The organism is Streptomyces sp. NPDC002181, assembly GCF_042890485.1.
Classification (GTDB): Bacteria; Actinomycetota; Actinomycetes; order Streptomycetales; family Streptomycetaceae; genus Streptomyces.
On the sequence record NZ_JBIASC010000001.1, the window covers coordinates 862,706 to 886,963 of the forward strand.

The window sequence follows — 24,258 nt, forward strand, 5'->3', positions numbered from 1 at the left end:
CCGAAGTTGTCCATAAAACAGGGCGACTAGTGGTATACGCGGCGGGTCGGTTGAGTGAACGTCACTCCACCCCCGCGGGGGCCGCCCCAAGTCCCCTTCGACCTGGGGCGGTTGCCGTTCTCAGACCTCGCCGGCGGCCTTGCGCGTGTGCAGCTGCCGCGCGACCTCGGCGATCGATCCCGACAGCGAGGGGTACACCGTGAACGCGTTTGCGATCTGCTCGACGGTCAGGTTGTTGTCGACTGCGATCGAGATCGGGTGGATCAGCTCGCTCGCCCGCGGGGAGACCACCACGCCGCCGACCACGATTCCCGTGCCCGGACGGCAGAACAGCTTCACGAACCCGTCCCGGATGCCCTGCATCTTGGCCCGCGCGTTGCGCAGCAGGGGCAACTTCACGACACGGGCGTCGATCTTGCCGGAGTCCACGTCGGCCTGGGTGTAACCGACAGTGGCGATCTCCGGGTCGGTGAACACGTTGGACGAGACCGTCTTCAGGTTCAGCGGGGCCACCGCGTCGCCGAGGAAGTGGTACATCGCGATGCGGCCCTGCATGGCGGCGACGGAGGCCAGCGCGAAGATCCCGGTCACGTCGCCGGCCGCGTACACGCCGGGCGCGGAGGTGCGGGAGACCTTGTCGGTCCAGATGTGCCCCGACTCCTTGAGCCGGACCCCGGACTCCTCCAGGTTCATGTCCTTGGTGTTCGGGATCGCGCCGACCGCCATCAGGCAGTGCGTGCCGGTGATGACCCGGCCGTCCGACAGCGTGACCTCGACGCGGTCGCCGACCCGCTTGGCGGACTCGGCGCGCGAGCGGCCGACGACGTTCATGCCGCGGCGCCGGAAGACGTCCTCCAGCACGGCCGCCGCGTCCGGGTCCTCGCCGGGCAGCACGCGGTCGCGCGAGGAGATCAGCGTGACCCGGGATCCGAGGGCCTGGTAGGCACCGGCGAACTCGGCGCCGGTGACGCCGGAGCCGACCACGATGAGCTCCTCGGGGAGCTCGTCGAGGTCGTAGACCTGGGTCCAGTTCAGGATCCGCTCGCCGTCGGGCATCGCGTCCGGGATCTCGCGGGGGTGGCCGCCGGTCGCGATCAGCACGGCGTCGGCCGTCAGGATCGTCTCGGTGCCGTCGGCGGCGGTGACGATGACGTCGCGCGTGCCGTCGATCCCCTGCGGGCCGCCGAGCTTGCCGCGGCCCCGTACGACGCGGGCGCCGGCCCGGGTGACGGAGGCGGTGATGTCGTGCGACTGGGCGAGCGCGAGGCGCTTGACGCGCCGGTTCACCTTGCCGAGGTCGACGCCGACGACGCGCGCGGCCTGCTCGATGTGCGGGGTGTCGTCGGCGACGACGATGCCGAGCTCCTCGTACGACGAGTCGAAGGTCGTCATGACCTCGGCGGTCGCGATGAGGGTCTTGGAGGGCACGCAGTCGGTGAGGACGGACGCGCCACCGAGGCCGTCGCAGTCGACGACGGTCACCTCCGCGCCGAGCTGGGCCCCCACGAGGGCCGCCTCATACCCGCCGGGTCCGCCGCCGATGATCACGATCCGGGTCACGAAAACTCCGCCTCACGTCTACCCGGCCGGCTGCCGCCCCGGCCGGGGCTTCCGGGGTCTCCCCGGGGGATGCATTCCGTGCCCCATTGTCCCGCACGCTTCAAGGTGCTTCTCCCCCGGTCCGGCCATCCGTGAGGGCGGCCGGGCACGCGGCCCGCCCCGCCCCTCCCGTACCCTCGACCTCATGTCGCTCTACGCCGCGTACGCCGGCAACCTCGACCCGCGGCTGATGACGCGCCGCGCTCCGCATTCGCCGCTGCGCGGCACGGGCTGGATCAACGACTGGCGGCTGACCTTCGGCGGGGAGCAGATGGGCTGGGAGGGCGCGCTCGCGACGATCGTCGAAGCACCCCGCCACCAGGTCTTCGTCGCCCTGTACGACATCGCGCCGCTGGACGAGGACTCCATGGACCGGTGGGAGGGCGTCGGGCTCGACATCTACCGCCGGATGCGGATCCGCGTCCACACGCTGGACGGCGAGGAGCCGGCGTGGTGCTACGTGCTGAACGGGTACGAGGGCGGCCTGCCCTCGGCGCGCTACCTGGGCGAGATCGCCGACGCGGCCGAATCCGCCGGCGCCCCGCACGACTACGTGATGGAACTGCGCAAGCGCCCCTGTTAAGCGGATGTGAAGCGCCGGGGGCATTTCGGCGGAAACGACAAGGCAACGATCCGAACACCGTGAGCTGTGCCATCTACGCGCGTAGGCAATGCTCGGTTACGCTCGTCTGCGTGAACGCATCTGTTACCGACCCCTTCGCCGACGCCACCGCCGCAGCCGCCCGCCTGCGTGAGCTGACCGGCGCCGAATCCCACGATGTCGCCCTCGTCATGGGCTCCGGCTGGGCCCCCGCCGCAGAGGCGCTGGGCGCCCCCGAGGCCGAGTTCCCCGTCACCGAGCTGCCGGGCTTCCCGCCCGCCGCCGTCGAGGGCCACGGCGGCAAGATCCGCTCGTACAAGATCGGCGACAAGCGCGCCCTGGTCTTCCTCGGCCGGACCCACTACTACGAGGGCCGCGGCGTCGCCGCCGTCGCCCACGGCGTGCGCACCGCCGTCGCCGCCGGCTGCAAGACCGTCGTCCTGACCAACGGCTGCGGCGGCCTGCGCGAGGGCATGAAGCCCGGCCAGCCCGTCCTGATCAGCGACCACCTCAACCTGACGGCCACCTCGCCGATCGTCGGCGCGAACTTCGTGGACCTGACCGACCTGTACTCGCCGCGCCTGCGCGCGATGTGCAAGGAGATCGACGAGACCCTCGAAGAGGGCGTCTACGTCCAGTTCCCCGGCCCGCACTACGAGACCCCGGCCGAGATCAACATGATCCGCGTCATGGGCGCCGACCTGGTCGGCATGTCCACCGTGCTGGAGGCCATCGCCGCCCGTGAGGCCGGCGCCGAGGTGCTCGGCATCTCGCTGGTCACCAACCTGGCGGCGGGCATCTCCGGCGAGCCGCTCAACCACGAAGAGGTGCTCCAGGCCGGCCGTGACTCGGCCTCGCGCATGGGCAAGCTGCTGACGCAGGTCCTCGCCCGCATCTGAGCCGGCACCCGAGGCATCGGCACCGTACGAGAGACAAGGCGGAAGCAGTGGCAGTGCAGGAACAGGACGACCTGATCACCCGGGCGCGCGCCTGGCTGGCGGAGGACCCGGACCCGGAGACGGCGGCCGAGCTCGCCGCGATCGTCGAGGCCGGGGACACCGCCGAGCTCGCGGACCGGTTCTCCGGCACCCTGCAGTTCGGCACGGCCGGACTGCGCGGTGAGATCGGCGCCGGCCCGATGCGGATGAACCGCTCCGTGGTCATCCGGGCGGCGGCGGGCCTCGCGGCCTACCTGAAGGCCCAGGGCCACGCCGGCGGCCTGGTCGTCGTCGGCTACGACGCGCGGTACAAGTCCGCGGACTTCGCCCGCGACACCGCCGCCGTGATGACCGGCGCCGGCCTGCGCGCGGCCGTCCTGCCCCGACCGCTGCCGACGCCGGTCCTCGCGTACGCCATACGGCACCTGGGTGCCGTCGCCGGCGTCGAGGTGACCGCGAGCCACAACCCGCCCCGGGACAACGGCTACAAGGTCTACCTCGGCGACGGCTCGCAGATCGTCTCCCCGGCGGACGTCGAGATCGCGGCGGAGATCGGACGCGTCGAGACCCTCGCCTCCGTCCCCCGTCCGGAGTCCGGCTGGCAGGACCTCGGCGACGAGGTCCTGGCGGCCTACCTGGCCCGTACGGACGCCGTCCTGACCCCCGGCTCCCCCCGGGGCGTGCGGACCGTCTACACGGCCATGCACGGCGTCGGCAAGGACGTCGTCCTGGCGGCCTTCGCCCGGGCCGGCTTCCCGGAGCCGGTGCTGGTCGCCGAGCAGGCGGAGCCGGACCCGGCCTTCCCGACGGTGGCCTTCCCCAACCCGGAGGAGCCGGGCGCGATGGACCTGGCCTTCGCCAAGGCCGCCGAGGTCCAGCCCGACATCGTGATCGCGAACGACCCGGACGCCGACCGGTGCGCGGTGGCCGTCCCCACCGCGGACGGCTGGCGGATGCTCCGCGGCGACGAGGTCGGCGCGCTCCTGGCGGCCCACCTGGTCCACAAGGGCGCGACGGGCGTCTTCGCCGAGTCCATCGTCTCCTCCTCCCTCCTGGGGCGGATCGCGGAGGCGGCGGGCGTCGGCTACGAGGAGACCCTGACGGGCTTCAAGTGGATCGCCCGCGTCGAGGGCCTGCGGTACGGCTACGAGGAGGCGCTCGGCTACTGCGTGGACCCCGAGGGCGTCCGCGACAAGGACGGCATCACGGCCGCCCTGCTGGTGGCGGAGCTGGCCTCGGAGCTCAAGGAGCAGGGCCGTACGCTGAGCGACCTGCTGGACGACCTGGCGATCGAGCACGGCCTGCACCACACCGACCAGCTGTCGGTCCGCGTGGAGGACCTCTCGGTCATCGCCGACGCGATGGCCGCGCTGCGGGCGGAGCCGCCGGTGTCGCTGGCGGGCCTGCGGGTCTCCTCCGCGGAGGACCTGACCCTGGGCACGGCGACGCTGCCGCCGACGGACGGCCTGCGCTACCACCTGGAGGGCGACTACAAGGCCCGGGTGATCGTGCGCCCGTCCGGCACGGAGCCGAAGCTGAAGTGCTACCTGGAGGTCGTGGTCCCGGTGGCGGACGCCCCGGACCTCGCCCCGGCCCGCAGCCGCGGGCAGGAGATCCTGGACGCGATCAAGAAGGACCTGTCGGCGGCCGCCGGCATCTGATCCGCCACGCGCCGCTCACGCGGCACGGCCCCTGGGGGCCTCCCCGGCTTCGCGCCGCTGCTCCGGACTCCGTCCGTCAGGTGCAGCGGCGGAGCCCGGACCCCCGCCGACGGCCCCCCGAGCTCCGGCCCGGGGGGTCGTCGGCGTCGTCGGGCGGGCGCGGGCCGTGTGAGCGAACCATGATCATTGCCACCCCTTGCCGGTGATCATTAGGTTGGCCGCATGCAGCCGACATTCGTACTCGTCCACGGAGCCTTCTCCAACTCCTTCGCCTTCGCACCCCTGCAGGCCGAACTCGGCCTCCTCGGACACCGTTCGGTCGCCGTCGACCTGCCCGGCCACGGTTTCGGGGCGACCTACACGCGCGCCTACCAGACCCCACAGGACCCGGCGGGACTCGCCGCGGTGCCCGGCGCGATCAAGGGCGTCACCCTCGCCGACAACGCCGCGCACCTGATAGGGATCCTCGAACGGGCCAAGCGGAACGGGCCGGTGATCCTCGTCTCCCACAGCCGCGGCGGCATGACGGCAACGGCCGCGGCCAACGCGCGGCCCGATCTGATCGACCGCATCGTGTACGTCTCGGCCTGGTGCCCCGTCGATCTCGACGCCGGCGACTACTACGCCGAGCCGGAGATGGCCTCGGTCGACACCGCTTCCCTGGCCCTGGCGCTGGCCGGGAACCCGGGCGAACTCGGTCTGCTCCGCTTCAACTTCCGCACCGCGGACCCGGACGCCCTCGCGGCCTTCAAGGCCGCCTTCCTCGCCGACGGCACCGACGAGGAGTTCCTGGCCCTCCTCAATACGTTCCAGCCCGACGAGAACCTGGACGTCGGCACCTCCGCCGACCGGGCGCGGGCCGGGACCTGGGGCGGCATCCCGAAGACCTACGTCCGCCTGGCCGGCGACACGAGCCTGCCGCTCGCCCTGCAGGACCGCCTGATCCGCGAGGGCAACGCGCTGACGCCGGACAACCCGTACGACGTCCGCACCCTCGAAGGCAGCCACCTGAAGTGGCTGGTCGACCCGGCACCGGCGGCCCGCCTCCTGGGCGAACTCGCGGCACTGCCGGGCTAGCCCGCGGCGGCCGCGCCGCCCCGCTTCAGGAAGGCTGCGGGGTCGGGCGGACCAGTTCGCCCAGGGTCGGGACCGACTCGGGGCGGGAGCGGACCGCTTCCGTGCACTCCCAGGCGCGCGGCGGGTCCGAGTCCGGGCCGCCCAGGACCACCGGGCCCGGGCCCGCCGAGACGGCCTCGCTGCCGGCCAGCGTGCACACCACCTGCGACAGCGCCACCGGCGGCAGGTCCTCCGGCTTGCGGCTGATGCGTATCGTCCCCGCCGGGTCCCCGGCACGCGCCGGCGCGACCGTCAGCCCGCCCGGCACCCCGGTCGTGAACCCCGCGTCCCGCTCCTGCGCCGACGGCTCCCGCTCCAGCGCCTCCAGCAGCGCCTCGGCGGCCAGCGCCACGGGCTCCCGTACCGGCTTCTTCTCCGGTACGGGCACCACCCGCTCCACGCCGACCAGCTGCGATCCGCACACCAGCTCCACCGTGGCGCGGAAGCCCTGCACCTCGGTCTGCGGCTGCGGCGTATCGCACGACACCCGCGAGGGCGCCGCGCCGACGTCCACCGGTACCGTCGTCGCCCTGATCCCGCACGCCGAGGTCAGCAGTACGAGGAGCACCGCCCCGGCCCTACGCGTCCGCTTCACCGGCGATCACCTTTCCCACGTCCACCGGCAGCCGCAGCGTGAACAGCGCGCCGCCCTGCGGCCCGTTGGCCGCGGTGATCTCGCCCCCGTGGATGTGCGCGTTCTCCACGGCGATCGACAGGCCCAGCCCGCTGCCGTCCGACTTCGGCCGCGAGGCGCTCGCCTTGTAGAACCGGTCGAAGACGTGCGGCAGCACCTCCTCCGGAATGCCCGGCCCGTTGTCCTGGACCGCGATCACCAGCCACTCGCCCTCGACGACCACCGACACCCGCACCGGCGAGCCGCCGTGCTTGAGCGCGTTGCCGATCAGATTGGCCAGGATGACGTCGAGCCGGCGCGGGTCGAGCCGCGCCACGATGCCCCGCTCCGCGTCCAGTTCGACCGCGTCGAGCCAGGCCCGCGCGTCGATGCAGGCCGTGACCTGGTCGGCGACGTCCACGTCGTCCAGGACCAGCTTGGCCGTCCCCGCGTCGAAGCGGGTGACCTCCATCAGGTTCTCCACCAGGATGTTCAGCCGCCGGGTCTCGCTGACCACCAGGCCCACCGCCGGGGCGATCATCGGATCGAGGTACTCGACCTCCTCCTCCAGCACCTCGGCGACCGCCGTCAGCGCCGTCAGCGGAGTGCGCAGCTCGTGGGACATGTCCGCGACGAAGCGCCGGCTGGCCTCCTCGCGGGCGCTCATGTCGGCGACCTTCTTCTCCAGCGCCTCCGCCGTCTTGTTGAACGTGTGGGAGAGGTCGGCCAGTTCGTCCGTACCCGACACGTCGAGCCGGTGGTCCAGCTCGCCCTCGCCGAGCCGCCGCGCCGCGTCGCCCAGCCGCTGCACCGGCTTGAGCACGGTCCGGGCCGCCGCCTGGGCCAGCAGCGCGGACCCGAGCAGCGCGAGGCCCGTCGCGATGGTCAGCGACCAGCCGAGCGCGTTCAGGTCGTCCCGCTCCTGCGCCAGGGACTTGTACATGTAGCCGGTGGGCCCGCCGCCCACGATCCGCGTGCCGCCGACCAGGTACGGATTGCCGCGCGGCTTCGTCCGCTGCCAGTACACGTGGTACTCGGAGTCGTTCGCGGCCGTCGCCTTCTGCCGGTCGTTCACCGCGCGCTGGAGCGAGCCGGGTACGTCGTCCAGCCCGAAGGAGTCGGGGCCGGCCGCGCCGAACACCTTGCGGCCGTCCTTGCGTTCGTCGACCAGCAGCACGCTGTAGCCGGGGCTGCTGCCCGCCATCAGCTCGGCGGTGCGCTGCATCTCCTCGGGCGTCGGGTCGGCGGGCAGCGCCGCGGCCCGGTTCTGCATCTCCTGGCGGAAGTCGCCGAGGGCCGCGTCCTGGGTACGGGTGAGCACGGCCTCGCGGTTGAGCCAGTACGCGATGCCGGACGCGGAGACCGCGGCCACCAGCGCGACCAGGGAGAACACCATCAGGAGCCGCAGCCGCAGGCTGGTCCAGCGCCGGCCCGCGAACAGGGCTTTGATCACTGCGGCGAGTCCAGCCGGTAGCCGACACCACGCACGGTCCGGATGAGGGTGGGCGAGGAGGGCACTTCCTCGACCTTGGCGCGCAGCCGCTGCACGCAGGCGTCCACGAGCCGGGAGTCGCCGAGGTAGTCGTGCTCCCAGACGAGGCGCAGCAGCTGCTGGCGCGAGAGCGCCTGGCCGGGCCGGCGGCTGAGCTCCAGGAGCAGCCGCAGCTCGGTCGGCGTGAGCTGGAGGTCCTCGCCGTTCTTGGTGACCGTCATCGCGGCCCGGTCGATGACCAGCGAGCCGAACGTGGCGGAGTCGCTGGCCTCCCGTTCCCCGCGGCGCAGGACGGCCCGGATCCGGGCGTCGAGCACCCGGCCCTGGACGGGCTTGACGACGTAGTCGTCGGCCCCGGACTCCAGACCCACGACGACATCGATGTCGTCGCTTCGGGCGGTCAGCAGGATGATCGGCAGCTGGTCGGTGCGGCGGATCCGCCGGCACACCTCGAAGCCGTCGATCCCGGGCAGCATGACGTCCAGCACGATCAGGTCCGGCCGCTGCTCGCGCAGCAGTTTCAGGCCGTCCTCGCCCGTCGCCGCAGTGGCCACACGGTGGCCCTGGCGAGACAGGGAGAGTTCGAGGGCCGTGCGGATGGCGTCGTCGTCCTCGATCAGCAACAGGAAAGGCACGGGCTCATTCTGTCCCATCGACCGTTCGGAGTTCGACCGTCGGGTCCAAGCGATCGCACGGCGGCCCCGCCGGAGTCGCTGTGACAGGCCTGTGACAGTCGGCGGACACCCCGGTTAAGTCGGCCGGGCAGTCTTCTACCAACGAAACCGAGCAGGATCCGAAGCAGACTCCACGACGGGGGGCGCGAGATGAACACGCTGCACAGCACCACCACCAGCGCGGTTGTCACGCGGCTGCACGATGTGAACCGCCGGGCAGGTGTCCGTTCGGTGACGGTCGCCCGTCCGCGGCCGGCGCACACGGTGGCCATCGACGCGAACACGTACCAGACCGCCTCCGCCGTCCCGGTGCAGCCCGCGCCCGAACTCTCCGCCACCTCGGAGGCCGAGTTCACGGCGTACGTGCAGGAGCGGCGCGCCGCCCTCTACGCGACGGCCTTCCACCTGACCGGTGACCGTTACGAAGCCGAGGACCTGCTCCAGAGCGCGCTGTTCTCCACGTACCGCGCCTGGGACCGGATCAGCGACAAGGCCGCCGTCGGCGGGTACCTGCGCCGCACGATGACCAACCTGCACATCAGCGCGTGGCGCCGGCGCAAGCTCAACGAGTACCCGACGGAGGAGCTGCCGGAGACGGCCTCCGACACGGACGCGATGCGGGGCACGGAGCTGCGCGCGGTGCTGTGGCAGGCGCTGGCCCGCATTCCGGAGCCCCAGCGCACGATGCTGGTGCTGCGGTACTACGAGGGCCGCACGGACCCGGAGATCGCCGAGATCCTCGGCATCAGCGTCGGCACGGTGAAGTCGAGCATCTGGCGCTCGCTGCGGCGGCTGCGGGACGACGAGGTGCTGAGCTTCGGCCGCGACGAGGCGGAGTCCTTCGAGGAGCTCGTCGCGTAAGCGGCGCGGGGCCGCGGAACGCGGCACACCACAGACCATGGGCCAGGGGGGCCGTCCTACGGGGGTGGGACGGGGGCCTGCGGGGGGAGAAGGCGGGATCACGCGGCCGGGGGTCCGCATGGTCCCGCCTTCTCGTACGTCCGATGCGGCAGTGGCCGTCGGTCGGGACGAGAAAGCCTGGACGGCCTGGGCCCGGCACTGGGCTGACGCCGCCCGAAACCCCCGTCCTCGGGCGGCGTCAGCTCAGTGCCGGGACCGCGAGAGGCCCCCTGTCGTCGGCGGGGGCTCCGGTTTCCCGGCCTCACCGACCCTTCGGCGCCCACTCTGCCAATCGCCGGAGCACCGCGCATTGACCTGGCGTGCACAGTGCCTTGACGCAGAGTCGCCCCGCCGCCCCCGCCCCGGGGCCCCGGAACCTGTTGCGCGGCCGCCACGGCCGGTGTAAACCCGTGATCATGCTGCCCGAGAGAACGTTCCGCAGCGCGGAACTAGCGCCCGCCGACCGTTTCGAGAGCTGGCGGGCCCTGATGTCGGAGACGCATGCGCCCATGGAGATGCTCAGTGAGCACTCTGCCGACTTCTGGGTGAACCAGCGCGTCATCTCGCTCGGCGGGATCACGGTCTATCCGATGGAATGCCATCCCCTGACCTGGCTGCGCACACCGAAGCTGATAGCGAGGTCGGACCCCGAGGCGTTCCACCTCTCGCTGATCAAACGCGGGGCGGGAGCGGTGACGCTGGGCAAGGACACCGTGGTGCACGGTGTGTACGACATCCACACCAGTGACACGTCACGGCCGTTCGAGATCAGTACCGGCCCGCATTCCGTCGAGATCATCGGGGTCGAGGTGCCCAAGGCGCTGCTGCCGCTGCCCCCGCACACCGCCGGCCGGGTCATCGGCAAGCGCATCTCGGCCCGGGAGGGAATGGGGGCCCTGCTGGCCACCTTCCTCGACCAGGTGACCAAGGACAGCCGGTCCTACCGGCCGGCCGAGGGCCCGCGCCTGAGCGGCGTACTGGCCGATCTCGTCGCCTCGCTCTTCGCCGGCGTCCTCGAAGCGGACCGGTCCTTGACCCCGGAGACGCACCGGCGCGCCCTGGCGCTCCGCGTGATGGCCTTCATCCGGGACAACGCCGACGATCCGCTGCTGGACGTCCCCGCGATCGCCGCCGCCCACCACATCTCCGTCAGCTATCTCCACCAGGTGTTCCGGCAGGAGGGGGACGGGGCGACGGTCGCGGCCTTCCTTCAGAGCCAGCGGCTCGCGCGGGCGCGCCAGGACCTGGCGGACCCGCTGCACCGGGAGGTGCCCGTGCACGTCATCGGCGCCCGGCGGGGCTTCCGGCACGCGTCCGCGTTCAGCCGGGCGTTCCGCGAGGCCTACGGCCTGCCGCCCGCGGCCTTCCGCGGGCAGGCCCGGGCGGAAGGCCTGGCCGAGACGGCCTAGGTGTATTGACCCGCAGGGTTGTTGATTCGGCTGATGGGTGGGTGTCCGCCGAGTGCGGTGTGGCAGCGGTGGTGGTTGTAGGTGTGGAGGAAGTCTGCCAGGGCCGCTGTCCGCTCGTGATTGGAGTGGTAGGGCCGTAGGTAGGCCCATTCGTTCAGGAGGGTGCGGTTGAAGCGTTCGACCTTGCCGTTTGTTTGCGGCCGGTAGGGCCGGATCTTCTTGTGGGTGATGCCGGCCGCGGTCAGGGCCTGGGTGAACCGCTTGGATTTGTAGCAGGCGCCGTTGTCGGTCAGGACGCGTTCGACGGTGATGCCGTGGGCGGTGAAGAACGCCTGTGCCCGCTGCCAGAAGCCGATGGCGGTGTGCTGGCGTTCGTCGGGCAGGACCTCGCTGTAGGCAAGGCGGGAGTGGTCGTCGACGGCTGAGTGGACGAAGGAGTAGCCGATCACCGGATGGCAGCTCTTGCGCCGGCTGGTGGTGGCGAGTTTGTTGTCCATCGCGGTGCGGCGGTCCATGACCTTGTGGCCGCCGCCGTTGGGGATGTTGCCGAGCTTCTTGATGTCGACATGGACCAGTTCACCGGGCCGGGCGCGTTCGTAGCGTCGGATGGCCTGGCCGGTGGGCCGGTCCAGGAAGGCCAGGCGGTTCAGGCCGTGCCGGGCCAGGATCCGGTGGACCGTCGAGGCGGGCACGCCCAGGACCGGTCCGATCCGTGCGGGGCCGAGCTTGCGGGCTCTGCGCAGGCCACAGACCCGGGCCTCGATGTCAGCCGGGGTGCGGTGCGGGGTCGTGTGCGGCCTGCTCGGCCGGTCGTGCAGGCCGGCCTCGCCCTCGGCCCGCCACCGGCGGACCCACTTGTGGGCGGTGGGCCTGGATATCCCTATCTCGGCCGCGACGTGGGCCACGGGACGGCCGGCCTGGACGCGTTCGACCAGGATCCGCCTGCCGTGAACGGTCAACCGGGCATTACGGTGGGACACGAAGACCTCCGTGCGTGGTGTGGAGCCTAGACACCTCCACCACACCGGAGGTCTTCGCCATGATCAAGACCCCGTCGGCGTTAACAACGCTCGTGATCAATACACCTAGGCGCCGCGGTCGGCCGGCCCCCTAGGCCAGGCGGGGGACGCGCTCCGGCCCGGCGTGTCCTTCCGCGATCCGGTCAACGGCTCGGTGGCGGCCGGCCGCGCAGGCGGCCAGGCGGCCGAGCGCCTCGTCCCGGGCGCAGGCGTGGGCGCCGAGGGCGGTGTGCCGGGCCACGATGCCCCGCTCCGCCCGCATCAGCCGCCAGCCCCTGCGCAGCAGGAACGGCAGCGACTTGCGTCCCTCGCGCAGGTCCCGCGCGAGCCTGCGCCGGAACGTCGTCGAGGGACGGCCGCGCAGACAGATCGCGTCCGCCAGCAGCCCCATCTCCTGGCACCGGGCCACGATGTCGGCCGCGAAGATCCCCTCCGCGATGAACAGCGGGGTGCGGGAGATGTCCAGCGTCTCCGTACCCGTACGGGAGGAGGTGGCGATGGAGTACACCGGCACCTCCGTACGGCCGCCCGCGCAGAGGTCCACGATCGCGGCGACCGCCGCGTCGGCGTCCCACGAGAGCGGGGAGTCCCAGTCGATGTCGGAACTGCCCTCGACCAGCGGGAGGCTGGGGTCGTCCGCCTCCTTGTAGAAGTCGTCGAGACGCAGCACCGGCAGCCCGGAACGGGCGGCCAGCCTGGACTTGCCGGACCCCGAGGGGCCGGTCAGCAGGACGACACGCGTAGGCAAAGGAGAGGAGGAGCTCACGGAACACAAGTGTGAACCATTCCCCCGCGCAGGGGATGCCTCCGGTACCCGGTTGGTATCCAGGATCACACCTCGACTACGCTGCGTGCGCACGCGACTACGACCTCAGGCGGGATCCCCATGGCACGTCACGCAGCTCCCGGCAGCTCCACGCTGCGCTCCGCAGGCATCACGCTCTCCATGGCCGGGGCGGCCCTGGCCATGGCCGCCGGCGGTGCGCAGGCCGGCGAACTCTCCGTCCCGGCGGCCCTCGCGGGGGTCACCGACCCCATCGCGAACCTCAAGGTGAACCCGCTGGCCCACACCGGCGTGGACCCGCTCGACAACGGCGTCGCCACCAAGGTCGCCGACTTCCCGGCGGTGGGCACCACCGCGGTCACGGGGATCCTGACGCAGGGTCCGTCCGTCGGCGAGCTGCCCGGGGCGGCCGCGTCCTCGCTGCTCGGCCCGCTGGCGCCGAAGCAGCCGTAACCGGGGCACCGCGGCGGCGCCGGGGCTCAGGGTCGACGGGGCACAGGGTCGCCGGGGCACAGGGTCGCCGGGGCGCGAAAAGGCCCCGGCAGCACGGGGGACGCTGCCGGGGCCGGTTTTCGAGGGGGACCGCTCAGTACGAGGATCCGCCCGAGCCCAGCGAACCCGTCGGGTGCCAGACCGTCTTCGTCTCCAGGAACGCCGTCATGCGCGACGTGCCCGGGTCGGCGCTCCAGTCGTCCACAGGCTGTGGACGCAGGACGCGCTTGAGGTTGTCGGCCGCGGCGATCTCGAGCTCCTTGGCCAGCGCGGCGTCCGCGCCCGCCAGGTCGATCGCGTTGACGTCCTGGTGGGACGCCAGGTGCGGGCCCATCTCGGCGGCCTTGCCGGAAAGGATGTTGACGACGCCGCCCGGCAGGTCGGAGGTGGCCAGCACCTCGCCCAGGGAGAGGGCGGGGAGCGGGGACTTCTCCGAGGTGATCACGACGGCCGTGTTGCCCGTCGCGATGACGGGGGCGATCACCGAGATCAGGCCCAGGAACGAGGAGTCCTGCGGGGCGACGACCGTGACGACGCCCGTCGGCTCCGGGGTGGAGAGGTTGAAGAACGGGCCCGCGACCGGGTTGGCCCCGCCCACGATCTGGCCGATCTTGTCGGTCCAGCCCGCGTACCAGACCCAGCGGTCGATGGCCGCGTCGACGACCGCGGCCGCCTTCGACTTCGACAGGCCCTCGGCCTCGCCGACCTCGCGGACGAACTGCTCGCGGCGGCCCTCCAGCATCTCGGCGATGCGGTAGAGGATCTGCCCGCGGTTGTACGCGGTCGCGCCCGACCAGCCGCCGAAGGCCTTGCGGGCGGCGACGACCGCGTCACGCGCGTCCTTGCGGGAGGACAGCGGGGCGTTGGCCAGCCACTTGCCCTTGGAGTCGCTCACCTCGTACACCCGGCCGCTCTCGGAGCGGGGGAACTTGCCCCCGACGTACAGCTTGTAGGTCTTGAAGACATGCAGGCGGGACGCCGCTGACTGATCAGACATCGAGGTAGCCCTCCAGGCCGTGGCGGCCGCCCTCGCGGCCGAAGCCCGACTCCTTGTAGCCGCCGAAGGGCGAGGTCGGGTCGAACTTGTTGAACGTGTTGGCCCAGACGACGCCGGCGCGGAGCTTGTTCGCGACCGCGAGGATGCGCGAGCCCTTCTCCGTCCAGATGCCGGCGGACAGGCCGTACTGGCTGTTGTTGGCCTTGGCGACGGCCTCGTCGGGCGTACGGAACGTCAGCACGGACAGCACCGGGCCGAAGATCTCGTCGCGGGCGACGGTGTGCGCCTGGGTGACGTTCGTGAAGAGCGTCGGGGCGAACCAGTAGCCGGAGGACGGCAGCTCGCACGCCGGGGACCAGCGCTCGGCGCCCTCGGCCTCGCCGGTCTCGGCGAGCGCGGTGATCCGGGCCAGCTGCTCGGCGGAGTTGATCGCGCCGATGTCGGTGTTCTTGTCGAGCGGGTCGCCCAGGCGCAGGGTGGACAGGCGGCGCTTGAGGGAGTCCAGCAGCTCGTCGTGGATCGACTCCTGGACCAGCAGGCGCGAGCCCGCGCAGCAGACCTGGCCCTGGTTGAAGAAGATCCCGTTGACGATGCCCTCGACGGCCTGGTCGATGGGGGCGTCGTCGAAGACGATGTTGGCGCCCTTGCCGCCCAGCTCCAGGGTGACCTTCTTGTCCGTACCGGCGATCTGGCGGGCGATGGCCTTGCCGACCGCGGTCGAGCCGGTGAAGGCGACCTTGTTGACGTCCGGGTGCTCGACGAGGGCCGCGCCCGCGTCCCCGTAACCCGGGAGGATGTTGACGACGCCCTTGGGCAGGCCCGCCTGGCGGCAGATGTCCGCGAAGAACAGCGCGGTGAGCGGGGTCGTCTCGGCGGGCTTGAGGACGACGGTGTTGCCGGTGGCGAGCGCCGGGGCGATCTTCCACGCCAGCATCAGCAGCGGGAAGTTCCACGGGATGACCTGGCCGGCCACGCCGAGCGGGCGCGGGTTCGCGCCGTAGCCCGCGTGGTCGAGCTTGTCGGCCCAGCCCGCGTAGTAGAAGAAGTGCGCGGCGACGAGCGGGAGGTCCGCGTCGCGGGTCTCCTTGATCGGCTTGCCGTTGTCCAGGGTCTCCAGGACGGCCAGCTCGCGGCTGCGCTCCTGGATGATCCGGGCGATGCGGAAGAGGTACTTGGCGCGCTCGGAGCCGGGCAGCGCGGACCAGGTCACGAAGGCCTTGCGGGCGGCCTTGACGGCGCGGTCCACGTCGGCGGCGCCGGCCTGGGCGACCTCGGAGAGGACCTCCTCGGACGACGGGGAGACGGTCTTGAAGACCTTGCCGTCGGCGGCGTCGGTGAACTCGCCGTCGATGAAGAGCCCGTACGAGGGGGCGATGTCGACGACGGAACGCGACTCGGGGGCCGGTGCGTACTCGAAAAGGGATGCCATGGTGATCAGTCCACCGTCACGTAGTCGGGACCGGAGTAACGGCCGGTGCTCAGCTTCTGGCGCTGCATCAACAGGTCGTTGAGCAGGCTGGAGGCGCCGAAGCGGAACCAGTGGTTGGACAGCCAGTCCTCGCCCACGGTCTCGTTGACCAGGACCAGGAACTTGATGGCGTCCTTGGTGGTCCGGATGCCGCCGGCCGGCTTCACGCCGATCTGGATTCCAGTCTGCTCCTTGAAGTCGCGGACGGCTTCGAGCATCAGCAGCGTGTTGGCGGGGGTGGCGTTGACGCCGACCTTGCCGGTGGAGGTCTTGATGAAGTCGGCGCCCGCGAGCATGCCGATCCAGGAGGCCCGGCGGATGTTGTCGTACGTCGACAGCTCGCCGGTCTCGAAGATGACCTTGAGGCGGGCGGCGGTGCCGTCGGGGCGTACGCACGCCTCCTTGACGGCCTTGATCAGCTCGTACGTGTCCAGGTAGCGGCCGGCGAGGAAGGCGCCACGGTCGATGACCATGTCGATCTCGTCGGCGCCGGCGGCGACGGCGTCACGGGTGTCGGCGAGCTTGACGGGCAGCGCGGCGCGGCCGGCCGGGAAGGCCGTCGCGACGGAGGCCACCTTGACGTCGGCGCCGTTCAGGGCGGCCTTGGCGGTGGCCACCATGTCGGGGTACACGCAGACCGCGGCGGTCATGGGCGTGCTGCGGTCGGTCGGGTCGGGGTTGACGGCCTTGGCGGAGAGCGCTCGGACCTTGCCCGGGGTGTCCGCACCCTCAAGCGTGGTCAGGTCGATCATGGAAATGGCCAGGTCAATGGCGTACGCCTTGGCCGTGGTCTTGATCGAACGGGTACCGAGCGCGGCCGCGCGGGCCTCCAGGCCGACGGCGTCTACGCCGGGCAGCCCGTGCAGGAAGCGGCGCAGCGCGCTGTCGGACGTCGTCACGTCAGCGAATGCGGAGAGGGTGGTGGGCATGGTCACCAGATGAGCATATCTACGCGCGTAGCGGCCTGTCACCCCCCGCCGGCGCACATATGTGCGGACCCGGACACATCCGGGCGCGGCGGGGATCACCGGTCGGCCCGGCCTGCGGACCGCTGACCTCCACTTTTCCTGTTACATGGCGAAGACGGGAACCTCATGGTCCAGTCGAACAAGAAACGTAAATTTCTCTTCAGCAGCCCGCCAGACCTCACCGGACGAAAGCCCCGAAAGAGAAAACGCGGCATGCGACTCTCCCACCTTCCCGCGACACGTGCTTCAAGGAGTCGTTATGCGTTCCGCCCTCCGCACCTCGATCGTCACCGCCGCCCTCGCCGGGGCCCTCCTCGCGCCGGCCGCGACCGCGATCGCCGCGACCGCCCCCCAGCCGGTGCCGTCGACCCAGGCGGTCGCGTCCTCCGACGGCAACGGGCGCTACGAGGGCCGGGCGGTCTACGTGGGCAACGGGATGGTCGCGGTGCTGCGCAACGAGGCCGAGGGCCCGGAGGCCTGGATCCGCTACGTCGGCGACCAGTGGAAGCCGGGCGACAACTACATGCTGCACGTGGTGGGCCTGCTCACCCGCGGACAGACCACCGCCGAGGCGTACGGGGCCTCCTTCGAGCTCACCAAGGCGGAGACGGCCGCCCCGGTGCTCGTGGTCACCACGAAGGGCGTCGCCAAGTCCTACCCGCTGCCCGAGGGCAAGGCCGGCCAGGTCTGCTCGGCCGTGAAGTCGCAGAACATCGGCGCCGGCATGAGCGCCAAGCTGTACATGTCGCCCGACGGCCCGCGGGCCGAGCTGTGGGGCGCCGGCGAGGACACCGTCTGGCGGCTCCTGGACCGCGGCTTCCCGGCACTGCCCGAGTCGGCCGGGATCATCGCCCGCATCGTGAACCCGAGCGGTGCCGCGCCCGGCTTCGAGTGGAAGACCCAGGGCGGCGGCACCCCGCTCGGCCGGACCTCCTTCCCGGCGCTGCCCAAGGGCTGCAAGCCGAACTACGAGGTCAAGGAGGACCGGGCCACCGACAAGCCCGCGCCGAAGCCCACGCCGACCGTCACGGTGAACGCCCGGCCGGTCTCCGAGGTGAAGCCGCAGGTCGGGGCGCAGACCGTGGTCGTGCCGCAGGGCGGCGTGGCCGCCGGGGCCGAGCTCGCCGCCGAGGACACCGACGACAGCACCACCGTGGCCGCCGGCGCGGGTCTCGTCGCGATCTTCGCCGGGCTCGGTGTTGCCCTGATGGCCCGCGGTCGCCGCGCCTCCCGCAACCGCGTCTGAGCACCTCCCCGGCACCCCGCAGCCCTCCAGCCCCCAGCCCTTCCCGTTCCCCTTCCGGCGGGCCGCCTCCACGGTGGCCCGCCGGGCCCGTTTCCCCGGAGCATCCCCATGGCCCGCCGCCTGCGCACCCCTCTCGCCGCCGCGCTGCTCGCTCCGCTCGCCCTCGCCGCCCTGGCCGGCTGCGCGGGCGCGGCGGATGCCCCGGCGCTCCCGCCCGCGCCCCGCATCGCCACGGCCCCGGCGACGGCCGCGCCCGAACCGGCGGCCCCGGCCGCGCCCGCAGCCCCGATGCCCGCCTCCGAGCCCGTACGGGTACGGATCCCCGCGGCCGGGGTGGACACGGGCCCGCTGCTGAAGCTGGGGCTGGCCGCGGACGGCGCCGTCGAGGTGCCGTCCGTCGCGGACGGGGACCGGATCGGCTGGTACACCAAGGGCGTCACCCCGGGCGAGACCGGACCGGCCGTGCTCATCGGGCACTTCGACACCGCGCGCGGCCCGGCCGTCCTGCGCGACGTGGCGAAGATCCACCCCGGTGACGAGATCACCGTCTCCCGGGCCGACGGCCGCTCCGCCGTCTTCCGGGTGCGCGCGCTGGAGCAGGTGGACAAGAGGAGCTTCCCGACCGCCAAGGTGTACGGGAACACCGCGCGCCCCGAGCTGCGGCTGGTCACCTGCGGCGGCGAGATCACCGACGGGCACCGCCCGGACAACATCATCGTGTACGCCGATCTCGTCGGCTGAGATGACGTGAGGCAGAATCGGCCTCATGAGCAGCCAGCAACCCCCTGAGGAACCGGCGTACGACGACCGGGTCTACCGCTCCCCCATGGCCGTGGTCACCGGGGTCCTGCTGCTCGCGCTCATCGCGTGGCTGTGCGGGGACGCGCTCGTGCGGGGGGCGGGGAACGCCCCGTGGTTCGCGGCGGCGATCGCCTTGGTCGCCGTACCGCTGACCGTGGCGTTCACCATCCGTCCGGCCGTCTTCGCCAACGCCGACCGGATGCGCGTGCGCAACCCCTTCCGGGTCATCGAGCTGCCGTGGGGCGCCGTGGACGTGGTGCGCGCCGGGTACTCGGCGGAGGTGCTGGCCGACGGGTCGAAGTACCAGCTGTGGTCCATCCCCGTCTCGCTGCGCGACCGGAAGAAGGCGAACCGGCAGAGCGCCAGGGACGCGGGCGGGGCCGGGGCGGCCGGCTCCGGCGAGGCGCGGCGGGCCCAGGCCGACCAGGCGATCGACGAACTGCGGGAGCTGGCCGAGCGCGGTGCCTCGCGGGCCGGTGCCCAGGGCGTCGTGCGCGTGCGGTGGTCGTACGAGATCCTCGCTCCCGCGGTCCTCGGCGCCGTGTTCCTGGTCGTGCTCTTCGCCGTCCTCTGACACCGGCCCGTACGCGGAGCGCGCCGGCCCCGGACGGCCCGGCGCGAACCCGGCGCGAACCCGGTGCGCGGCCCCTGCGAACCCGGCGCGCCGCCCCTGCGAGGCCGGTGCGCAACCCGCTGCGGAACCCGTTGCGCAACGCGCTGCGGAACCCGTTGCGAGCCCGCTCACAGGATCCGACCGGAACCGCGGCCACCGGGGCCTGCGTCCTCGCACATGTGCAGCGCAACGAGGTCGGCCGCAGTGCCGCCACCGCCATTCACCTCCGGCTCCGACTCCTGGGCGGAGGGCTGCTGGTCGCCCACCTCCTCCTCGTCGGCTGGCTCACTCTGCGGCCCCTGGACGTGCCCTGGGCCGCCGCGGCCAATCTGACCCCGCTGGAGGGGATCCGGGCGGACCTCTCGTACGGACCGCTGGAAGCGGCCCGGCGGATCGGCGAGAGCCTGGCGCTGCTGGCCCCGCTCGGAGTGCTGCTGCCCCTGGCCAACGGGAACCTGGCTCCGTCGCCGCTGGCCGCGTGGTCCTCGCTGGCCCGGACCGCCGCCGCGGGCGTGCTGGCCTCGCTCCTCATCGAGATGCTCCAGAGCGGCGTTCCCGGGCAGGTGGTCGACGTGGACTCGGTGCTGCTGAACGGGCTGGGCGTCGTCCTCGCGCACGCGGCCGTCGTACCGGCGCTGCGTGCGCGGCTGCGGCGCGCGCGGCGCTGCGAGCAGTCCCCTCAGGGGTCCACCCCGAGAATTCCCAGGGTCGGACTCGGCCCCTGGAGCGACGTCTTGTCAGCGGTGCCGCGGGAGTATTGAGGCATCGCGGGAAAACCTCCCGCCGAAAGCCCCAGAGGAGAACCCATGAGCGCCATTGTCCGCCCCCGTGACGGTCGCTGGATCGGCGGCGTCTGCGCCGGACTGGCGCGTCGCTTCGGGATATCCGCGAACACGATGCGCCTGATATTCGTCGTCTCGTGCCTGCTGCCCGGTCCGCAGTTCCTGATCTACCTGGCGCTGTGGCTGCTCCTGCCGAACGAGAAGTCCGCCGCCAACGCCTGGTAAAGCGGCCGAGGCGGAGGCGGAGACCCCGGTTCGTCAGCCCTGCCTTCGGGCCGGGTCGTCAGCTCGCGCCGCGGACCTTCTCCAGTTGCTTGTCCGCCACCTCTTGCGGGACCAGCACCTTCTGCTGGCCTCCGGCGACATTGAGGGCCATCAGGCGTACGACGGTGGCGCCCTGGCGGACGACGACCACGTGGACCTGGGCCGAGACGCCCTGGGCGGCCGCGGTGGTGGTCCAGCTGACGGTCTCGTCGCCGGCCGTCTTGTACTCGGCGGCCCGTACCTCGCGGTAGCTGCCGCTCTGCTTGTCGACCGTGGCGGTGAAGCCCGTACCGCAGGCGCCGACGGCGCTCTTGAGGCGGGCGAGGAGCGCCTTGGCGTCGCTCTCGGCGTAGGAGCTGACGGAGGCGGAGACGGCGAGTCCGACCTGCTTCTGGGATCCGATGCCGCGGTTGACGGTCTCGCGGGCGGCCGGGTCCGGCTTGTCGCCCATGATGTCGGCCAGGGGCTGGCAGGCCTTGCGGTCGGCCTGCGGCTGCCCGTCGGGGGCGTTCGGATTCTTGCCCTGTGCCGAGACCTGGTAGCCGGGCAGATCGCCCTGTTCGAGTGCGGAGCGCTCCAGCTTGGTCGCCCCGGCCTTCGGCGCGGCAGCGCCGCTCGGGGCGGAGCCCGGGGACGCGGCGGCGGAGCCCGAGGGGGCGGAGCCCTTGGGGTCGGGCGTCTTGCCCGCCGCGGGGGCGGCGTCCTTGTTGCTGCTGCACCCCACGGCCCCCAGGAGGAGGGCGGGAAGCAGGGCGGCGGTGGCCGCTCCGACCGTGACTCGTGCCTTCAAGCGCATGACCGATGACCTCATACCCCGTGCGTCGGCGGGCAGTTGGTGGTGATCGTGGCACACGCCACGACGTGGCACACACCCGATCGAACCGGCGTGCGCCACGTGCGAGCGCGTACGAAAATCCGCGGACGGATCCGCGGACCGATCAGACGGGGATCAGCTTCCGCCGAGCGCGCCGATGGGCAGGCCGCCGAGGGTCGGGGCGACCGCGTTGGTGAGGTCGTTGAGCGGGGCGGCCGGGTCGCTCTGCTGCTGGCCACCCTCGGGGCTCACCTGCTGCTGGCTCGTGAGGCCCTGGGCGGCGCCGGTCACGGTGCCCAGCGCGTCGGAGAGGCCGATCGCGGGCACGGCGGCCGAGGCGGAACCCGCGGCGGCGGCGACGAAGGCGGCGCCGAGGGCGGCGGCACCGAGGGTCTTGGCAGCTGACTTCTTCATGAAGATTTAGTCCTTGCGACGGGGAATTGAGCGGCTCCGCAAACTAGTCACTTCAAACCCCGGCCCGCAAACATACGTAAATACGAGAAAGCGCCCGGGAATTGCTCCTCCCGGGCGCTTTCGGTCTGTCACGCCCTGGCCTAGGCCAGGACAGAACCGCTGGTCGAGGCGGTCTGCTGGAACAGCCATTCCGACTTCAGCTCGGCGTAACCGGGCTTGATGACCTCATTGATCATGGCCAGTCGTTCATCGAAAGGAATGAACGCGGACTTCATCGCATTGACGGTGAACCACTGCATGTCGTCGAGCGTGTAGCCGAAGGTGTCGACGAGGTGCTCGAACTCGCGGCTCATGCTGGTGCCGCTCATCAGGCGGTTGTCGGTGTTGACCGTCAGCCTGAAGTGCAGCTTGCGCAGCAGCCCGATCGGGTGCTCGGCGTACGAGGCGGCCGCGGCGGTCTGCAGGTTCGAGGTGGGGCACATCTCCAGGGGGATGCGCTTGTCCCGGACGTACGAGGCCAGCCGGCCCAGCTTCACGGAGCCGTCGGCGGCGACCTCGATGTCGTCGATGATCTTCACGCCGTGACCGAGGCGGTCGGCGCCGCACCACTGCAGGGCCTGCCAGATCGACGGCAGGCCGAAGGCCTCGCCCGCGTGGATCGTGAAGTGGTTGTTCTCGCGCTTGAGATACTCGAACGCGTCCAGGTGGCGGGTGGGAGGGAACCCGGCCTCGGCGCCGGCGATGTCGAAGCCGACCACCCCGTTGTCGCGGTAGCGGTTGGCCAGCTCCGCGATCTCCAGCGCGCGGGCAGCGTGGCGCATCGCGGTGAGCAGGGCGCCGACGCGGATGCGGTGGCCGTTGGCCTTCGCGCGGCGCTCGCCCTCGCGGAAGCCGTCATTCACCGCCTCGACGACCTCTTCGAGGGTCAGGCCGGCTTCCAGGTGCTGCTCGGGGGCGTAGCGGATCTCGGCGTACACGACGCCGTCCTCGGCCAGGTCCTCGGCGCACTCGGCGGCGACGCGGAACAGGGCCGCCTTCGTCTGCATGACGGCGCACGTGTGCGCGAACGTCTCCAGGTAGCGCGGAAGGGAGCCGGAGTCGGCGGCTTCGCGGAACCAGATGCCGAGCTTGTCGGCGTCGGTCTCGGGAAGGTTCTCGTAGCCGGCCTCCCGGGCCAGCTCGATGATGGTCCCGGGGCGCAGGCCACCGTCGAGGTGGTCGTGGAGCAGCACCTTCGGGGAGCGGCGGATCTGGTCCGGGGTCGGCAGGTTGGGGGTCTCGCTCGTCATCCGGGCACTCTACTCCTACGCGCGTAGAGCAACGCGTCGGCGACAGGGGTCGATACGTAACAGAGACCGTACGGACGGGTCGCGTACACCTGTCAGTCTGAGACTGTTCCGCCATGGCACAGCATGCGCCGCCGGCGCGCGGGGCCCGCCTGGGGCGGGCGGCCGGCGCGAACGGCTCGGTCTCAGAAGGCAACACGGTCAACGGGGTCGTCCTCTTACTCCCCGGCACGTCCAGATTGTCCCCCGGTCCGGTGCGTCCGCTGGCGCGGGCGCTGGTCCGGGCGGGCGGGGCGGACGGGCTGGTCACGCACACCGTGCTGCACGGCAAGGGTGCCTGCCGGGAGGACGACGCCCGGTGGGCGGCCGACGAGGTGGTCCGCAGGTACGGGGACGTGCCGGTGTGCCTCGCCGGGTACGACGCGGGCGGTCGGGCGGCGCTGCGGGCGGCGGGCCACGAGGCCGTCAACTCGGTGCTGGCCCTCGCCCCTTCCCTGGGTGAGGTGGTCTCCCCGGAATCCCCGGAACCGGTGAAACAGCTGTCGGGACGGCAGGTGCTGATCGTGCACGGGACGAACGACGCGCACAGCGACCCGGAGGCATCGTTTCGGCTGGCGGCCCAGGCGAAGAAGGCGAACCGTTCCACCTGCCGGTTCGAGGTGCACTCGGACGGGCACCGGCTGCGCGAGCACCAGGCGGAAGTCGTCGCGCTGTCCGTGGATTTCGTCCTGGGGGCGATGTTCTCGGGACGGTTCTCGCGGCCGGTGACGGACGCGCTGGCGGCGCCGCCGCCGCTGGGGCTGCGGATGCCGCTCGCGACGGGGTTCGGACGTTCGCTGCGGGGATGAGACGCCGGACCGGCCGGGCGTGAAGGGCCGAGCGTAAAGTGAGGAGTGGACTCGGGGCGCTTCTCCGCGGGAGGCGATTCGGCATGGCCGCGATCGTGCGCAGGAACTTCGACCAGGCGGACGAGACCCGTCCGTTCGCGGACGGCAAGGGCAGGCTCGACCTCATCCAGACGGACCGCGGAGGTGTCGGCCGCGCGGTCTTCGAGCCCGGCTGGCGCTGGTCCGAGCACATCAAGCCGCTGGCGGGCACGGACAGCTGCGAGGCCGCGCACACGGGCTACGTGGTGAGCGGCCGGATGAAGGTGGTCATGGACGACGGGGCCAGCGAGGAGTACGGTCCCGGCGATTTCATGCAGATCGAGCCCGGGCACGACGCCTGGGTCGTCGGCGACGAGCAGTGCGTGGCGGTCGACTGGACCGGCTTCGGCCAGTACGCGAAGCCGGCCTCCTGACCCCCTG

Annotated in this window: 26 protein-coding genes; 14 read left to right on the top strand and 12 right to left on the bottom strand. The window is 71.9% G+C overall.

Annotated elements, in window-relative coordinates; all coding sequences use genetic code 11:
• Positions 1 to 120: 120 nt before the first annotated feature.
• Positions 121 to 1,560 (bottom strand): NAD(P)H-quinone dehydrogenase, encoded by a 1,440-nt coding sequence (locus ACFYXV_RS03945; RefSeq protein WP_048475853.1) that lies wholly within the window; start codon positions 1,558 to 1,560, stop codon positions 121 to 123.
• 184 nt (positions 1,561 to 1,744) lie between these two features.
• Between ACFYXV_RS03945 and ACFYXV_RS03950 the strand changes: the two genes are divergently transcribed.
• The 4 genes from ACFYXV_RS03950 to ACFYXV_RS03965 all read left to right on the top strand — a co-directional run bounded on the left by ACFYXV_RS03950 (position 1,745) and on the right by ACFYXV_RS03965 (position 5,876).
• Positions 1,745 to 2,182: a gamma-glutamylcyclotransferase gene (locus ACFYXV_RS03950; RefSeq protein ID WP_030865395.1), complete on the top strand. Its 438-nt coding sequence runs from the start codon at positions 1,745 to 1,747 to the stop codon at positions 2,180 to 2,182.
• 110 nt (positions 2,183 to 2,292) lie between these two features.
• A complete protein-coding gene (locus ACFYXV_RS03955; RefSeq protein ID WP_030865390.1) occupies positions 2,293 to 3,099 on the top strand; it encodes a purine-nucleoside phosphorylase in 807 nt (268 codons plus the stop codon).
• A gap of 53 nt (positions 3,100 to 3,152) precedes the next feature.
• Complete coding sequence (locus ACFYXV_RS03960) at positions 3,153 to 4,799, top strand: phospho-sugar mutase (protein WP_385465495.1); 1,647 nt, start codon at positions 3,153 to 3,155, stop codon at positions 4,797 to 4,799.
• A gap of 222 nt (positions 4,800 to 5,021) precedes the next feature.
• Positions 5,022 to 5,876, top strand: a complete 855-nt coding sequence (locus ACFYXV_RS03965) for an alpha/beta fold hydrolase (RefSeq protein WP_389381954.1) — start codon at positions 5,022 to 5,024, stop codon at positions 5,874 to 5,876.
• Between the two features lie 25 nt (positions 5,877 to 5,901).
• Here the strand turns inward: ACFYXV_RS03965 and ACFYXV_RS03970 are convergent, their stop codons facing one another.
• Genes ACFYXV_RS03970 through afsQ1 form a run of 3 tightly spaced genes read right to left on the bottom strand, consistent with a single transcriptional unit; the run spans position 5,902 to position 8,655 of the window.
• A complete protein-coding gene (locus ACFYXV_RS03970) occupies positions 5,902 to 6,510 on the bottom strand; it encodes a hypothetical protein (protein WP_385477311.1) in 609 nt (202 codons plus the stop codon).
• Entirely contained in the window at positions 6,494 to 7,924 is a 1,431-nt protein-coding gene (locus ACFYXV_RS03975; RefSeq protein WP_383341275.1) for an ATP-binding protein, read from the bottom strand. The genes ACFYXV_RS03970 and ACFYXV_RS03975 overlap by 17 nt, the downstream gene beginning before the upstream one ends.
• A gap of 53 nt (positions 7,925 to 7,977) precedes the next feature.
• Positions 7,978 to 8,655 carry a two-component system response regulator AfsQ1 gene (gene afsQ1, locus ACFYXV_RS03980; RefSeq protein WP_361712141.1) on the bottom strand — a complete coding sequence of 226 codons (678 nt, stop codon included), beginning with the start codon at positions 8,653 to 8,655 and terminating at the stop codon, positions 7,978 to 7,980.
• Between the two features lie 189 nt (positions 8,656 to 8,844).
• Between afsQ1 and ACFYXV_RS03985 the strand changes: the two genes are divergently transcribed.
• Both ACFYXV_RS03985 and ACFYXV_RS03990 read left to right on the top strand, forming a co-directional pair.
• On the top strand, positions 8,845 to 9,555 hold the full coding sequence (locus ACFYXV_RS03985) for a SigE family RNA polymerase sigma factor (RefSeq protein WP_385477316.1): 711 nt from the start codon (positions 8,845 to 8,847) through the stop codon (positions 9,553 to 9,555).
• 455 nt (positions 9,556 to 10,010) lie between these two features.
• Positions 10,011 to 11,003, top strand: a complete 993-nt coding sequence (locus ACFYXV_RS03990) for an AraC family transcriptional regulator (RefSeq protein ID WP_385477319.1) — start codon at positions 10,011 to 10,013, stop codon at positions 11,001 to 11,003.
• Here ACFYXV_RS03990 and ACFYXV_RS03995 read toward each other — a convergent pair.
• Together ACFYXV_RS03995 and ACFYXV_RS04000 are read right to left on the bottom strand one after the other, a co-directional pair.
• A complete protein-coding gene (locus tag ACFYXV_RS03995) occupies positions 11,000 to 11,983 on the bottom strand; it encodes an IS481 family transposase (RefSeq protein WP_389381955.1) in 984 nt (327 codons plus the stop codon). The two genes, ACFYXV_RS03990 and ACFYXV_RS03995, sit on opposite strands and share 4 nt — an antisense overlap.
• A gap of 130 nt (positions 11,984 to 12,113) precedes the next feature.
• The gene (locus tag ACFYXV_RS04000) at positions 12,114 to 12,854 is read right to left on the bottom strand and encodes a uridine kinase (RefSeq protein ID WP_389382115.1); all 741 of its coding nucleotides are present in this window, start codon (positions 12,852 to 12,854) and stop codon (positions 12,114 to 12,116) included.
• Positions 12,855 to 12,908: 54 nt separating this feature from the next.
• On the opposite strand from ACFYXV_RS04000, the gene ACFYXV_RS04005 reads away from it, so the two are divergent.
• Positions 12,909 to 13,259, top strand: coding sequence for a hypothetical protein (locus tag ACFYXV_RS04005; protein ID WP_385472341.1), 351 nt, complete (start codon positions 12,909 to 12,911; stop codon positions 13,257 to 13,259).
• Positions 13,260 to 13,392: 133 nt separating this feature from the next.
• Here ACFYXV_RS04005 and ACFYXV_RS04010 read toward each other — a convergent pair whose 3' ends face one another.
• The 3 genes from ACFYXV_RS04010 to deoC are packed head-to-tail and all read right to left on the bottom strand — an operon-like array spanning position 13,393 to position 16,692.
• Positions 13,393 to 14,295, bottom strand: coding sequence for an aldehyde dehydrogenase family protein (locus tag ACFYXV_RS04010; RefSeq protein ID WP_385472338.1), 903 nt, complete (start codon positions 14,293 to 14,295; stop codon positions 13,393 to 13,395).
• Positions 14,288 to 15,724: an aldehyde dehydrogenase family protein gene (locus ACFYXV_RS04015; RefSeq protein ID WP_385472335.1), complete on the bottom strand. Its 1,437-nt coding sequence runs from the start codon at positions 15,722 to 15,724 to the stop codon at positions 14,288 to 14,290. The genes ACFYXV_RS04010 and ACFYXV_RS04015 overlap by 8 nt, the downstream gene beginning before the upstream one ends.
• Positions 15,725 to 15,729: 5 nt before the next feature.
• Positions 15,730 to 16,692 (bottom strand): deoxyribose-phosphate aldolase, encoded by a 963-nt coding sequence (gene deoC / locus ACFYXV_RS04020; protein ID WP_385472351.1) that lies wholly within the window; start codon positions 16,690 to 16,692, stop codon positions 15,730 to 15,732.
• 298 nt (positions 16,693 to 16,990) lie between these two features.
• Between deoC and ACFYXV_RS04025 the strand changes: the two genes are divergently transcribed.
• From ACFYXV_RS04025 to ACFYXV_RS04045, 5 genes are all read left to right on the top strand, one after another.
• Entirely contained in the window at positions 16,991 to 17,977 is a 987-nt protein-coding gene (locus ACFYXV_RS04025) for a hypothetical protein (protein ID WP_385472332.1), read from the top strand.
• 108 nt (positions 17,978 to 18,085) lie between these two features.
• On the top strand, positions 18,086 to 18,718 hold the full coding sequence (locus tag ACFYXV_RS04030; RefSeq protein WP_389381956.1) for a class F sortase: 633 nt from the start codon (positions 18,086 to 18,088) through the stop codon (positions 18,716 to 18,718).
• A gap of 25 nt (positions 18,719 to 18,743) precedes the next feature.
• Positions 18,744 to 19,352 carry a PH domain-containing protein gene (locus ACFYXV_RS04035; RefSeq protein WP_389381957.1) on the top strand — a complete coding sequence of 203 codons (609 nt, stop codon included), beginning with the start codon at positions 18,744 to 18,746 and terminating at the stop codon, positions 19,350 to 19,352.
• A gap of 218 nt (positions 19,353 to 19,570) precedes the next feature.
• Entirely contained in the window at positions 19,571 to 20,152 is a 582-nt protein-coding gene (locus tag ACFYXV_RS04040; protein ID WP_389381958.1) for a VanZ family protein, read from the top strand.
• A 45-nt stretch (positions 20,153 to 20,197) separates the two neighbouring features.
• Positions 20,198 to 20,398 (top strand): PspC domain-containing protein, encoded by a 201-nt coding sequence (locus ACFYXV_RS04045; protein WP_385472322.1) that lies wholly within the window; start codon positions 20,198 to 20,200, stop codon positions 20,396 to 20,398.
• A gap of 58 nt (positions 20,399 to 20,456) precedes the next feature.
• Here ACFYXV_RS04045 and ACFYXV_RS04050 read toward each other — a convergent pair whose 3' ends face one another.
• The 3 genes from ACFYXV_RS04050 to ACFYXV_RS04060 form a co-directional block, all read right to left on the bottom strand.
• The gene (locus tag ACFYXV_RS04050; protein ID WP_385472319.1) at positions 20,457 to 21,233 is read right to left on the bottom strand and encodes a hypothetical protein; all 777 of its coding nucleotides are present in this window, start codon (positions 21,231 to 21,233) and stop codon (positions 20,457 to 20,459) included.
• Between the two features lie 153 nt (positions 21,234 to 21,386).
• The gene (locus ACFYXV_RS04055; RefSeq protein ID WP_383341125.1) at positions 21,387 to 21,665 is read right to left on the bottom strand and encodes a hypothetical protein; all 279 of its coding nucleotides are present in this window, start codon (positions 21,663 to 21,665) and stop codon (positions 21,387 to 21,389) included.
• Positions 21,666 to 21,805: 140 nt separating this feature from the next.
• On the bottom strand, positions 21,806 to 22,954 hold the full coding sequence (locus ACFYXV_RS04060) for an adenosine deaminase (protein WP_385472316.1): 1,149 nt from the start codon (positions 22,952 to 22,954) through the stop codon (positions 21,806 to 21,808).
• A 113-nt stretch (positions 22,955 to 23,067) separates the two neighbouring features.
• Here ACFYXV_RS04060 and ACFYXV_RS04065 point away from each other — a divergent pair, with 113 nt between their 5' ends.
• Positions 23,068 to 23,799 carry an alpha/beta hydrolase gene (locus tag ACFYXV_RS04065; RefSeq protein WP_385472313.1) on the top strand — a complete coding sequence of 244 codons (732 nt, stop codon included), beginning with the start codon at positions 23,068 to 23,070 and terminating at the stop codon, positions 23,797 to 23,799.
• An 83-nt stretch (positions 23,800 to 23,882) separates the two neighbouring features.
• The gene (locus ACFYXV_RS04070; protein WP_383341133.1) at positions 23,883 to 24,251 is read left to right on the top strand and encodes a cupin domain-containing protein; all 369 of its coding nucleotides are present in this window, start codon (positions 23,883 to 23,885) and stop codon (positions 24,249 to 24,251) included.
• Positions 24,252 to 24,258: the final 7 nt, after the last annotated feature.